The sequence below is a fragment of the Maritimibacter fusiformis genome, assembly GCF_008086115.1.
GTDB classification, from domain to species: domain Bacteria; phylum Pseudomonadota; class Alphaproteobacteria; order Rhodobacterales; family Rhodobacteraceae; genus Muriiphilus; species Muriiphilus fusiformis.
In genome coordinates this window covers 1-12512 of the sequence record NZ_VSIY01000005.1, presented here as the reverse complement: position 1 = coordinate 12512, position 12512 = coordinate 1, and the positions used below count along the sequence as shown (strand labels likewise).

The window sequence follows — 12512 nt, the reverse complement described above, 5'->3', positions numbered from 1 at the left end:
CGCATTTCCGTAAATTTGCCGCCAGAATCGCGCGTCATGGTTGGCCGGAATACGCAGGCAAAACGGGGCTCGGCTCGTCATGGACACGATTCAACATTCCTATCGCGGCATTTCGCTTCTGATGAACCTGAACTGGGACCGGCTGCTCTATGTCGCGACCATCGCCTTCGCGCTTTGCGCAGGGGCCTGGCTGGGCACTCTCCTGGGCTGATCGCGCGCGCCCCACGGGGCACTGCGCGGGCCGATCGGGCAGGCGGGGCCGCCACCGATTGAAACCACTATGGGCGCGGGGCCACAGGTCTCGCGCCTTCGTCGTCTGACGCTTTGACAAGACACCGCTTTCCCGGTATCGACACAAGGGACTGGGATGTCTGAGCGGATGATAACAATATGACGTATAACGAGCGGCGCAACTCGGCTGGACACAGGCTGCAAACTTCCTTCACGAAATCGGCGGCAACGGCGGTTTTTCTTGGCGTATCAAGCCTTTCGATTGGCCTTCCAACGGTGGCAACGGCGCAGAGCTACGCCTTCAGTTCGGTGCAGATCGAGGGGCTGAACCGGATCGAGGCCGCGACGGTGATGTCGTACCTGGGATTCGCACGCGGCGAAACGGTGTCGAGCGGGGCCCTGAACGACGCCTACCAGCGACTCAACGGCAGCGGATTGTTCCAGAGCGTCGAACTTGTTCCACGTGGATCGACGCTGGTGGTCAAGGTCACCGAATTCGCCACCATCAACCGCATCAACGTCGAGGGCAACAAGCGGCTCAAGGATGACGAACTGCTCGAGCTCATCACCTCGCGCCCGCGCTACGTGTTCGATCCGGCCAAGGCCGAGCGTGACGCACAGCTGATCGCCGAGGCCTACCAGGCCGAGGGCCGGCTGGCCGCGACCGTGACGCCGCGGATCATCCGCCGGCCGCAGAACCGCGTCGATCTGGTGTTCGAGGTGGTAGAAGGCAAGAACACCGAGGTCGAGCGCATCAGCTTCACCGGCAACCGGGCCTATTCCGACGCCCGCCTTCGCCGGGTGATCCAGAGCAAGCAGGCCGGCCTGTTGCGCTTCATCATCTCAGCCGACACCTTCGACCCGGACCGTGTCGAATTCGACAAACAGCTTCTGCGCGACTTCTACATGTCGCGCGGCTATGTCGATTTTCAGGTGGTCGCGACCGCGTCCGAGGTCTCGGGCCAGCAGGATGCCTATTTCGTCACCTACGAGGTGCGCGAGGGCCAGCAGTTCAAATACGGCCAGATCACCACGGTGTCCGAGGTCGAGGGGATCGATGCGGCGGCTTTCGACAGGCTGCCGGTGGTGCGCACCGGCTCGACCTACGATCCCGCGACGATCGAACGGTCGATCGCCCGGATGGAAAACGAAGCCGCCAAGATGGGCTATGGCTTTGTCCGCGTCGATCCGCGCATCACCCGCAACGAGCGCGACGGCACGCTGGACATCGAGTTCGCGATCATCCGCGGCCCGCGTGTGGTGGTCGAACGGATCGACATCGAAGGCAACGCCACCACGCTTGACCGGGTGGTGCGCAGCCAGTTCACCGTGGTCGAGGGCGACCCGTTCAATCCGCGCGCCATCCGCGCCGCGGCCGAACGCATCCGCGCGCTTGGCTATTTCTCGGATGTCGAGGTGCAGGCGCGCGAAGGCTCCTCGCCCGACAGCGTCGTGGTCGATGTCGACGTGGAAGAGCAGGGCACCGGCAGTTTCTCGATCGGCGCGACCTACAGCACGGCCACGGGGCTGGGGTTCAACCTGTCGTTCACTGAAACCAACTTCCTCGGGCGCGGCCAGTATCTGCGGCTGGAATACGCGGGTTCGCTGAGCTTCGACAACCAGAACTACATCTTCTCCTTCGCCGAACCGAACTTGTTCGGCCGCGACCTGCGGCTGGGCGTTGACGCCTTTTATGGCAGCACCGCCCAGGTGGGCTCGGCGCTCTACAGCACCACGAAGGTGAGTGGCGAGCTGTCGCTCGAGTTCCCGCTGAGCGAACTGAGCCGGCTGCGGGTGCGCGGCGGCGGCAACGGCGCGAACATCTTCGGGTATACCGGCACCTCCGCGGTGGTGGCGGCAGAAGCCGCGCGCGGCTGGCAGATCGGCGCCCAGGCCGGCCTGACCTATACCTTCGACACCCGGCGCAACAACCTGCAAAGCCCGACGAATTTCTATGCCCGCTTTGCGGCGGACGCCGGCGGGTTCGGGACGGACAACCAGTTCATCAAGGCAACCGCACTGGCCAACGTCACCTCGATGGTGATGAATGACGAGGTCGAGTTGAGCGCCACGGTCGAAGGCGGCGCGATCTACAGCTTTGGCGCCGGCGCCCGGATCACCGACCGTTTCTTCCTCGGTCCCAACCAGTTCTACGGTTTCGGATACAACGGCGTCGGGCCGCGCGACACCGGGGTTGCCTCCAACGACGCGCTTGGCGGCAACTACTTCGCGCTCGGCAAGATCGAGGCCAAGTTCCCGCTGGGCCTGCCCGAGGAATACGGCATCAAGGGCGGCCTGTTCGCGCATGGCGGCACGGTCTTCGGGCTGGACAACCCGGGCGGCGTGGATGACGGCATCTACTGGCGCGCGACGGTCGGGGCGGCGATCTACTGGCAAACGCCGGTCGGGCCGATCCGCTTCTCCTATGCCTACCCGGTGTTGAGCGAGGCCTACGACCAGGAACAGCGCTTCGGCATCGGCTTCGAAACCGGTTTCTGATCCGACCTGCAATGGGTTCAACGCTTTCCTTCTTGCTGCGGCTGGCCCTGGTGCTGGCCGCACTTGCCACACCCGCACAGGCACAGCAACTGGGCGAGGTGGTCTCGCCGATCTTGACACTCGACCGCGAGGCGCTGTTTTCCGGCACGCTCTATGGCAAGCGGGTCAACGCCGAACTTGAGGCGGCTTCCAATCTGCTTGCCGCCGAGACCCGCCGGATCGAGGCCGAACTCGAAGCCGAGGAACGCGCCTTGACCGAGCAGCGCGCCACCCTTCCGGCGGCAGAGTTCCGGGCGCTGGCGGATGCCTTCGACGACAAGGTCCAGGCACTTCGCGAGGAGCGTGAGCGCACCCAGGATGCGGCGGTGCGCCAGATCGAGGCCGCGCAGGCGGACTTTTTCAACCGTATCGGCCCGATCCTCGGGCAGTTGGTGCGCGAACGCGGCGCGGTCATGATTCTCGACCGGCGCGCAATCCTGCTGACTGCGGCGGATGTCGATATCACCCGCGCCGCGATCGCGCGAATCGATGCCGAACTGGGGGACGGCGATGGCAATCTGCCCGGCGACGATCCGGCGCCGGTGCCCGCGGTGCCCGGTGCGCCGGTCGACACCATCCCCGCGCCCGATGCGCCGCTCGACACCGGCACCGAGCCTGACGCCGACGAGGGCAGCGGCACAACACCCGGGACGGAAGTCGCGCCGGACGGCGAGTAATCCGTTGTTTCGGCCGTGTGGGCTTGTTAGATCGTCCCGACATACAGATGAATCGCGACACCATTTCGAGACGCGCAAGGCATTCCGGTCTGCCCGGGTCACGAGTTCGGGTTGCGTTTCGAGATGAATTCGAACCACTATCGGCTCAGCCGCATGCGCCCTTGGGGCGCACGACCGCAGAAGGACGATTTCATGAGTGACGTTCCGTTGACGGCCGACCTCGCGCTGATCAAGCGCTGTATCCCGCACCGCTATCCGTTCCTGTTCATCGACCGGGTCGAGGATATCGTGCCGGGGAAAAGCGCCGTCGGGGTCAAGAACGTCACCGTCAACGAGCCGCATTTCCAGGGCCATTTTCCGGACGCGCCGATCATGCCCGGCGTGACCATCGTCGAGGCGATGGCACAGACCTCGGGCGTCATGGTGGCCCTCAGCCTCGACCTGATCGACAAGGGCGTGCTGGTCTATTTCATGGGGCTCGACAAGGTCAAGTTCCGCCGCAAGGTGGTGCCGGGCGACATCCTCAGGATGGAGGTCACGACCTTGCGCGGTGGTCAGAAGATCTGGAAATTCGCGGGCAAGGGCACGGTCAACGGCGAGGTCGCCTGCCAGGCCGAGTTCTCCGCGATGATCGACCTGGGCGGCAAGGGCTGAGGGCGGCGCGGACGGGCGCGGCCCCGGATCAGGTCCGGGGCCTCAGGTGACGACGAGCCTCAGCGTGGCGACCAGATCCAGCCGCCGCCGAACACCCGGCTGCCTTCGGATGCGTAGAACACGCAGGCCTGGCCCGGGCTTACACCCTCTTCGGGCGACAGCAATTCCACCTCGGCCTCGGTCTCGGACACCGGGCGCAGGATCGCCTCGCGCGGCGGCCGGGTCGAGCGGACCTTGACCGCCAGCGGCCATTCGGCCCGCGAGGTCAGCGGCGCATCGCCCAGCCAGTTGATCTCGCGCACCGGCACGATCCTGGTTGCCAGCATCTCTTTCGGGCCGACGATGACCTGCCGCGCCTCGACATCGAGGCGCACGACATAAAGCGGCTCGTCCAGCCCGCCGATCCCCAGCCCGCGGCGCTGGCCGATGGTATAGTGGATCACCCCGTGATGCGCCCCCAGCACCCGGCCATCGGCATGGACGATCTCGCCCGGCTCGGCAGCACCCGGACGCAGCTTCTCGATCACCCCGGCATAGTTTCCATCGGGCACGAAACAGATGTCCTGGCTGTCGGGCTTGTCGGCCACCATCAGCCCGTAGCGCCGCGCAAGCGCCCGGGTTTCGTCCTTGGTCTTGAGGTGGCCGAGCGGGAAGCGCAGGAAATCAAGTTGTTCGCGTGTCGTCGAGAACAGGAAATAGCTCTGATCGCGGGCCGGATCGGCGGCGCGGTGCAATTCGGCCCCGTGGGTGCCAGCGAATCGCTGGATGTAGTGCCCGGTTGCCATGCAATCGGCATCGAGGTCGCGGGCCGTGGCCAGCAGATCCTTGAACTTCACCCGCTCGTTGCAGCGGATGCAGGGCACCGGCGTTGCCCCGGCCAGGTAGCTGTCGGCAAACTCCTCGATCACCGCCTCGCGAAAGATGTTCTCGTAATCCAGCACGTAATGGGCAAAACCCATGTCCTCGGCGACCCGGCGGGCATCGTGAATGTCGATGCCGGCACAGCATGCGCCCTTCTTGGCCAGCGCCGCGCCATGGTCGTAAAGCTGCAACGTGACGCCGACCACGTCATAGCCTTCGTCCTTCAACATCGCCGCCACGACCGACGAATCGACCCCGCCGGACATCGCGACGACCACGCGGGTTTCGGCCGGTGACTTGGGAAAGCCCAGCGAATTCAAGCGGGTATTGGTATCTGTCATCACAGTCATAGGGGTTCGCGCTCCAAGGGCCGCAATATAGGAAAATTCGACATAACAACAAGGGCGGGCTTCACCACTCCTTAAGGCACAGCCGTCAATCTGCCCCGACAGACCACGAGGGGCTGCCGATGTATCTGAAAAAAGTCGATGGACCGCGCATGGTGCGCCTTCCCGACGGAACGACGATGACCCGTGCCGACCTGCCCGCACCGGACACCCGCCGCTGGGTGGCCAGCCGCAAGGCCGCGGTGGTGCGCGCGGTGATCTATGGCCTGTTGCCCGAGGGCGAGGCGCTCGAGATCTACGGGTTGTCGGAAGATGAATTCAACGAATGGAAAACTGCCGTCCTGCGCCACGGAGAAGCCGCCCTGAAGGCCACCGCGCTGCAAAAATATAGACAACCCTAGGATGAATTCGCTAAAAGTTCCGCACTGGTAACGTGCCGTTAACCATTTCATTCCAAGGTCGGTGCCAAAGGAACGGATACTAGCGGAGATTACCTGATGCGCATTCTTCTCGTCGAGGACGATCCGACCACCTCCCGGTCGATCGAACTGATGCTCACCCACGCCAATCTGAACGTCTATTCCACGGACCTCGGCGAAGAAGGCATCGACCTGGCCAAGCTCTATGACAACGACCTGATCCTGCTCGACCTCAACCTGCCGGACATGGACGGGCTCGACGTGCTGCGCCAGTTGCGAAGCTCGCGGATCGACACGCCGATCCTGATCCTGACCGGGTCGGACGACACCGAGATGAAGCTCCGCGGGTTCGGGTTCGGTGCCGACGACTACATGACCAAGCCGTTCCACCGCGACGAACTGGTGGCGCGCATCCACGCCATCATCCGCCGCTCCAAGGGGCATTCGCAGTCGATCATTCATACGGGCAAGATCGCGGTCAATCTCGATGCCAAAAGCGTCGAGTCCGGCGGGCAGACGGTGCATCTGACCGGCAAGGAGTACCAGATGCTCGAGCTGCTCAGCCTGCGCAAGGGCACCACCCTGACCAAGGAGATGTTCCTCAACCATCTCTACGGCGGCATGGATGAACCCGAACTCAAGATCATCGACGTGTTCATCTGCAAGCTGCGCAAGAAGCTGGCCCAGGCCACCGGCGGCGAAACCTATATCGAAACCGTCTGGGGCCGCGGCTATGTGCTGCGCGACCCGGAACCGGAGATGCTGGACAGCCCGATCGCGCTTGGCGCCTGATCCCGACCGAGATGTCCCCCGGCCCCGGTGTCTGCGCAAGCGGCGCCGGGGCATTGGGTGTCGTCTTCGGGCTGGACGAGCCTTGCGTCGCCGCCCTATCAAGAAGGGCACAGACAGGGGGCGCGCGTGGCCGAAACCGGGTTGGAACATGTCGATGTGAACGCGCTGGACCGGGCGCAGGCCAGGGCCGAGCTGGCCCGGTTGACGGCGTTGATCGCCCGCGCGAACCGCGCCTACCACGCCGAGGACGCGCCCGAAATCAGCGATGCCGAGTACGACGCGGCGAAACGGCGCAATGCGGCGATCGAGGCGCGCTTTCCCGACCTCAAGCGCGACGACAGCCCGTCCGAGCAGGTCGGCGCCGCCCCCGCCGAGGGCTTTTCCGAGGTCCGCCACCGCGTGCGGATGCTGTCGCTGAAGAACGCCTTCGACGACGACGAACTGGCCGAATTCGACGCCGGCGTGCGCTCGTTTCTCGGCCTCTCCGCTGATGCGCCGCTGGCCTATATCGCCGAGCCGAAGATCGACGGGCTGTCGCTCAGCCTGCGCTATGAAGGCGGCACGCTGGTCGAGGCCGCCACCCGGGGCGACGGCACGGTCGGGGAAAACGTCACCGCCAACGCCCGCAGCATCAAGGACATCCCGCAGCAGATCGACGGCGCGCCCGACGTGCTGGAGGTGCGCGGCGAGGTCTACATGAGCCATGCCGATTTCGCGGCGCTGAACGAACGCCAGTCCGCGAACGGCGGCAAGACCTTCGCCAACCCGCGCAACGCCGCCGCCGGCTCTCTGCGCCAGATCGACCCCGCTGTCACCGCGGCGCGGCCTTTGCGATTCTTCGCCTATGCCTGGGGCGAGGTGTCGGCGCCGTTGGCCGAAACCCAATCCGGCGCGCTTGACCGGCTCGAACGCCTCGGGTTCGCCACCAACCCGCTGACCCGCGTCTGCACCGATCTCGACGCGATGCGCGCGCATTATGCCGAGATCGAGGCGCAGCGCGCCACCTTGCCCTATGACATCGACGGCGTGGTCTTCAAGGTCGACGACCTGGCGCTGCAGGCGCGGCTGGGGTTCCGCTCGACCACGCCCCGCTGGGCCATCGCGCGCAAATTCCCCGCCGAGCTCGCCTGGACCCGGCTCCAGGCGATCGACATCCAGGTCGGGCGCACCGGCGCGCTCAGCCCCGTGGCGCGTCTTGCGCCGGTGACGGTCGGCGGCGTCGTGGTTTCGAACGCGACGTTGCACAACGAGGACTACATCGCCGGGCGTTCGTCATCGGGTGAGGAGATTCGCGGCGGCAAGGACATCCGCATCGGCGACTGGGTGCAGGTCTACCGCGCCGGCGACGTGATCCCCAAGGTGGCCGATGTCGACCTGTCCAAGCGCCCCGACGATGCGGTGCCGTATGTCTTTCCCACCACCTGCCCGGACTGCGGGTCGGAGGCTGTGCGCGAAGAGGGCGACGCGGTGCGCCGCTGCACCGGCGGCATGGCCTGCCCGGCGCAAGCGGTTGAGAAACTGAAACATTTCGTCAGCCGCGGCGCCTTCGACATCGACGGGCTGGGGGCCAAGCAGGTCGAGATGTTCTACCACGACGAGACCCTGCCGATCCGCGAACCGGCGGATATCTTCACGCTGGCCGCGCGCGACGCCGAAAACCTCGCAAAGCTGAAGAACCGCGACGGCTGGGGCGAGAAATCCGCGACCAACCTGTTCGCGGCCATCGAGGCGCGGCGCACGATCCCGCTCAACCGGGTCATTTTCGCACTTGGCATCCGCCATGTCGGAGAGAACGCGGCCAACCTGCTGGCCCGCCACTTCGGCACGTGGGAGGCCTTCGAGACGGCGTTGACCGGGGCCGAGGTCGGGCAGGGCGCGGCCTGGGACGAGTTGATGAACGTCGACGGGGTCGGCAAGACCATGGCGACATCGCTGGTCACGGCCTTTCACCAGCCCGCCGAGCGCGCGTCGATCGACCGGCTTGTGGCCCAGTTGGAGATCGAGCCGGTCACCGCACCCGCCACCGAAGGCAGCCCGGTCGCGGGCAAGACGCTGGTGTTCACCGGCACGCTGGAAAAGATGACCCGCGCCGAGGCCAAGGCGCGGGCCGAGGCGTTGGGGGCCAAGGTGGCAGGCTCGGTCAGCGCCAAGACCGACCTTCTGATCGCGGGGCCGGGGGCAGGGTCGAAGTTGAAGAAGGCGGCCGATCTGGGGGTCGAGGCCATCGACGAGGATGCTTGGCTGGCCCTGATCGGCGCGACATGAGCGGGCGTCCGGAAATCCTGTTTCCGCTGTTCGCGGGGCTGGAGACATTGGGCGGCGTGGGCGAAAAGACCGCCAAGGCGTTCGCCGCGCTGGATATCGCCACGCCGCGCGACCTGTTGTTTTCACTGCCATATTCCGGCATCGACCGGCGATTTCGCGCCTCGGTGCAGGAGGTGGTGCCGCCCGCCACGGTGACAGTCGAGGTCGAGGTTGGCCGCCACATGGCCCCGCGCACCAAGTCCGCGCCCTACCGCGTCGAGGTGCGTGACGCGCTGACCACGTTCCAGCTCGTGTTCTTTCACGCCAACGGGCCGTGGCTCGACAAGCAGTTGCCGACCGGGCAGCGCCGGGTGGTTTCGGGCAGGGTCGAACTGTTCGACGGCATCGCCCAGATGGTGCATCCAGACTACATCCTGCGCCCCGGTCAGGCCGACCAGATCCCGGAGTTCGAGCCGGTCTATCACCTGACCGCCGGGATCACGCAAAAGCTGATGCTGCGGGCGGTGGGCGAGGTTCTGACGCGGGTCACACCGCTGGTCGAGTGGATCGACCCGGCGCTGAAAGAGCGTGAGCGTTGGCCGGACTGGCAGGACGCGGTCAGCGCCGCGCATGCACCCGAGGGGCCGGACGATCTGTCGCCGCAGGCCCCGGCGCGTCGGCGGCTGGCCTATGACGAGTTTTTTGCCCACCAGTTGACGCTGGCACTGGCGCGCGCCCGGGTCAGGCGCGGCAAGGGGCGGGTCAGCCAGGGCACCGGCGCGGTGCAGGAGCGGGTGCTGGCGGCCTTGCCCTATGCGTTGACCGGCGCGCAGACGCGCGCGATCGCCGAGATCGCCGCCGACATGGCCGCGGGGCTGCGGATGAACCGGCTGCTGCAGGGCGATGTCGGGTCGGGCAAGACGCTGGTGGCCTTCATGGCGCTGGTGATCGCGGTCGAGGCGGGCGGGCAGGGCGTGATGATGGCACCGACCGAGATCCTCGCCCGCCAGCACATGGCCAGCCTCAAACCTCTGGCCGAGGCGGGCGGCGTGGTGGTCGAGCTTCTTACCGGGCGCGACAAGGGTGCCGAGCGGCAGGCCAAGCTGGCCGCGTTGGCGCGTGGCGATATCCAGGTTCTGGTCGGCACCCACGCGGTGTTCCAGGACGATGTGATCTATCACGACCTGCGCGTTGCGGTGGTCGATGAACAGCATCGCTTCGGGGTCGGCGAGCGGATGCGGCTGGGCGCCAAGGGCACCGTCACCGACGTGCTGGTGATGACCGCGACACCGATCCCGCGCTCGCTGGCGCTGGCGCAATACGGTGACATGGATGTGAGCGTGCTTGACGAGAAACCACCGGGGCGCAAGCCGATCAAGACCGCCACGGTCTCGGATGCGCGCATCGGCGAAGTCATCGACCATCTGCGCCGGGCGATCGCCGAGGGGCGGCAGGCCTATTGGGTCTGCCCGCTGGTCGAGGAAAGCGAGGTTCTGGAACTGACGGCCGCCGAGGAACGCTTCAAGCACCTGCGCGCAGCACTTGGCGAGGGCAACGTGGGGCTGGTGCACGGCCAGATGCCCCCCGGCGAGCGTGATACGGCAATGGCGGCGTTTCAGGCCGGCGAGACCAAGGTTCTGGTGGCCACGACGGTGATCGAGGTCGGGGTGGACGTGCCCAACGCCTCGATCATGGTGATCGAGCGGGCCGAGCATTTCGGGCTGGCGCAACTGCACCAGCTTCGCGGCCGGGTCGGGCGCGGTGAGGCGCAATCGACCTGCCTGCTGGTCTACCAGACGCCGCTGACCGAGGGGGGCGAGCGGCGTTTGCGTATCCTGCGCGAGACCGAGGACGGCTTTCGCATCGCCGAGGAGGATCTGGCGATGCGCGGCGCCGGCGACCTGATCGGCACGGCGCAATCGGGGCTGCCCCGCTTCATGGTGGGCGATCTCGAGACTCAGGCGGCCCTGATGGCCGTGGCGCAGACCGACGCGCGCAACCTGCTGCGCGAAGACCCCGACCTGTCATCGGCACGGGGAGAGGCGGCGCGGGTGCTGCTGTGGCTGATGCGCCAGGACGAAGCGATCCGTTTGATTTCAGTGGGTTAACGCGTCGGGAACAAAAAGTTCACTTTTGTTCTCAAAAAGTTCTTTACAGATGGTTAACGAATATGAGAACAAAGGGGCAACCAAGAACACAGCCGGAACGTCCGGTGCGAGAGCAGGAGCCCCAGACATGCTGACCGATATCAAACAGGTTCTCAGCCGGTCCACCGCGACCATCTGGCAGGACATCGTCGGCGCCACGTCGCTGGTCGTGGTTCTGCTTGCCGCGCTGCATCTGCCCGGGGCGTTCTGACCCAGAGATTCTGCCTGCGGATACACACGGTTCCTTGCATCCTGTCCCCACGGTCGGCCTTGCCCGACCCCGATGCCGGCGGTGCCCAACCGCCCCTGTCCCTCCTGGCCACCTGTCCCGGCCGGGCTCTGGAACCGACAGACCGCACAACTGCCGCCGCCTCTTCGGAGTGCGGCGGCTTTTTTTTCTGCAAGGGCTTGGGGGTCAGTCGGCGGCGCCGGTGATCTCGTCGAACGCGGCCAGGGTCGCGTCCCAGGCCAGTAGGATCGAGGCATGGCGGTTCTTGTAGTCCTGCGCCGGGCGCAGCACTTCAAGCCCCTCGAAGGGTTCGGGCGGCGTCGGCCCGTCCGACTTCAGCATCGCCTCCAGCGCATCGCGTGCCGCCTGGATGGTGGCGCGATCCTGTCCGATCACGTGGCGCCCAAGCACCGAGGCCGAGGATTGCCCCAGCGCACAGGCCTTCACGTTCTGGGCGAACTCCGCGATCCGCCCGTCGCGCACCACGAGGTCGACGGTCACCGTCGAGCCGCACAGGGGCGAGCGTTTCTTGACGCTGGCCATCGGCGCGTCGAGCTTGCCGGAATGCGGGATATCGGCGGCCAGGGCGAGGATGCGCCTGGAATAGAGCTGGACGAGATCGGTATCGCTCATGGCGTATCCCCGTGGCTTGGTCGCGGCGCTTTCCCTTGCGGGCGCTCAGGTCTAGATAGAACGCGCGCCTGCAAATGGAAAGGGATCGCCATGAACTTCGACGCCGCACAACTTCGTTACAACGAGGCAGGCCTGGTGCCGGTGGTGGCGCAGGATCATCGCTCGGGCGAGGTTCTGATGCTGGCCTGGATGAACCGGGGTGCGGTCGAGCGCACGCTGGCCTCGGGCCGGGTGACCTATTGGAGCCGCTCGCGCCAGGCCTACTGGGTGAAGGGCGAGACTTCGGGCCATGTGCAAAAGCTGGTGGAGCTGCGGGTCGACTGCGACGCCGACGCGCTGCTGGTGCTGGTCGAGCAGGAGGGACCGGCCTGCCACACCAACCGGCGGTCGTGTTTCTATTCGGCGGTGCAGGGTGGCGAGGTGGTCGAGATCATGGCGCCGATGGCGTGAACGGCCCATGATCTGAATGGCCCAGGGGCCGTGCCTGCTGCGCGACTATTTTTGCGAGGGTCTATTCCAGCTCAGCGCCTGAGCGGTTTCATTCTGCAGGATCTGAGCAGGATCTTGTAGAGGTTGTTTTCGCGGTTGTTGAAGCGGAATTCGGTTTCCTTGAGGAAGGTCGGAAAGCTGGTTCTGCGCAGTCCGTTGAACTTGGCGTGGCGGCGTTTTGCGTAGCTCCTGAAGCTTTCGATGCCGTTGATGTGGACGCCGTTCTCGGAGAAGATCGCGCGGTCGCGGTT

General features: G+C 65.8%; 12 protein-coding genes and 1 pseudogene. 10 read left to right on the top strand and 3 right to left on the bottom strand.

The window, feature by feature from the left end:
• The first annotated feature begins 79 nt into the window (after positions 1-79).
• From FVF75_RS17830 to fabZ, 4 genes are all read left to right on the top strand, one after another.
• A complete protein-coding gene (locus FVF75_RS17830; protein ID WP_281289585.1) occupies positions 80-211 on the top strand; it encodes a hypothetical protein in 132 nt (43 codons plus the stop codon).
• A 296-nt stretch (positions 212-507) separates the two neighbouring features.
• The gene (bamA, locus tag FVF75_RS07685) at positions 508-2730 is read left to right on the top strand and encodes an outer membrane protein assembly factor BamA (protein WP_246138030.1); all 2223 of its coding nucleotides are present in this window, start codon (positions 508-510) and stop codon (positions 2728-2730) included.
• 32 nt (positions 2731-2762) lie between these two features.
• Positions 2763-3446, top strand: coding sequence for an OmpH/Skp family outer membrane protein (locus FVF75_RS07680; protein WP_246138029.1), 684 nt, complete (start codon positions 2763-2765; stop codon positions 3444-3446).
• Between the two features lie 192 nt (positions 3447-3638).
• Positions 3639-4100: a 3-hydroxyacyl-ACP dehydratase FabZ gene (gene fabZ / locus FVF75_RS07675; protein ID WP_148377393.1), complete on the top strand. Its 462-nt coding sequence runs from the start codon at positions 3639-3641 to the stop codon at positions 4098-4100.
• 59 nt (positions 4101-4159) lie between these two features.
• Here the strand turns inward: fabZ and mnmA are convergent, their stop codons facing one another.
• Positions 4160-5305 (bottom strand): tRNA 2-thiouridine(34) synthase MnmA, encoded by a 1146-nt coding sequence (mnmA, locus tag FVF75_RS07670; protein WP_148377619.1) that lies wholly within the window; start codon positions 5303-5305, stop codon positions 4160-4162.
• Positions 5306-5430: 125 nt separating this feature from the next.
• Between mnmA and sciP the strand changes: the two genes are divergently transcribed.
• The 5 genes from sciP to FVF75_RS17825 all read left to right on the top strand — a co-directional run bounded on the left by sciP (position 5431) and on the right by FVF75_RS17825 (position 11121).
• On the top strand, positions 5431-5709 hold the full coding sequence (gene sciP, locus FVF75_RS07665) for a CtrA inhibitor SciP (RefSeq protein WP_148377392.1): 279 nt from the start codon (positions 5431-5433) through the stop codon (positions 5707-5709).
• 96 nt (positions 5710-5805) lie between these two features.
• Positions 5806-6519, top strand: a complete 714-nt coding sequence (ctrA, locus tag FVF75_RS07660; RefSeq protein ID WP_148377391.1) for a response regulator transcription factor CtrA — start codon at positions 5806-5808, stop codon at positions 6517-6519.
• A gap of 126 nt (positions 6520-6645) precedes the next feature.
• Complete coding sequence (ligA, locus tag FVF75_RS07655) at positions 6646-8784, top strand: NAD-dependent DNA ligase LigA (RefSeq protein WP_187393008.1); 2139 nt, start codon at positions 6646-6648, stop codon at positions 8782-8784.
• Positions 8781-10871 (top strand): ATP-dependent DNA helicase RecG, encoded by a 2091-nt coding sequence (recG, locus tag FVF75_RS07650; protein WP_148377390.1) that lies wholly within the window; start codon positions 8781-8783, stop codon positions 10869-10871. The genes ligA and recG overlap by 4 nt, the downstream gene beginning before the upstream one ends.
• A gap of 127 nt (positions 10872-10998) precedes the next feature.
• On the top strand, positions 10999-11121 hold the full coding sequence (locus FVF75_RS17825) for a hypothetical protein (protein ID WP_281289584.1): 123 nt from the start codon (positions 10999-11001) through the stop codon (positions 11119-11121).
• A 204-nt stretch (positions 11122-11325) separates the two neighbouring features.
• Here FVF75_RS17825 and FVF75_RS07645 read toward each other — a convergent pair whose 3' ends face one another.
• Complete coding sequence (locus FVF75_RS07645; protein WP_148377389.1) at positions 11326-11772, bottom strand: iron-sulfur cluster assembly scaffold protein; 447 nt, start codon at positions 11770-11772, stop codon at positions 11326-11328.
• Positions 11773-11862: 90 nt separating this feature from the next.
• On the opposite strand from FVF75_RS07645, the gene hisI reads away from it, so the two are divergent.
• Entirely contained in the window at positions 11863-12222 is a 360-nt protein-coding gene (hisI, locus tag FVF75_RS07640; protein WP_148377388.1) for a phosphoribosyl-AMP cyclohydrolase, read from the top strand.
• Positions 12223-12293: 71 nt separating this feature from the next.
• On the opposite strand, the pseudogene FVF75_RS17515 reads toward hisI, so the two are convergent.
• A pseudogene (locus FVF75_RS17515) lies at positions 12294-12512 on the bottom strand (IS1595 family transposase); the annotation flags it as partial.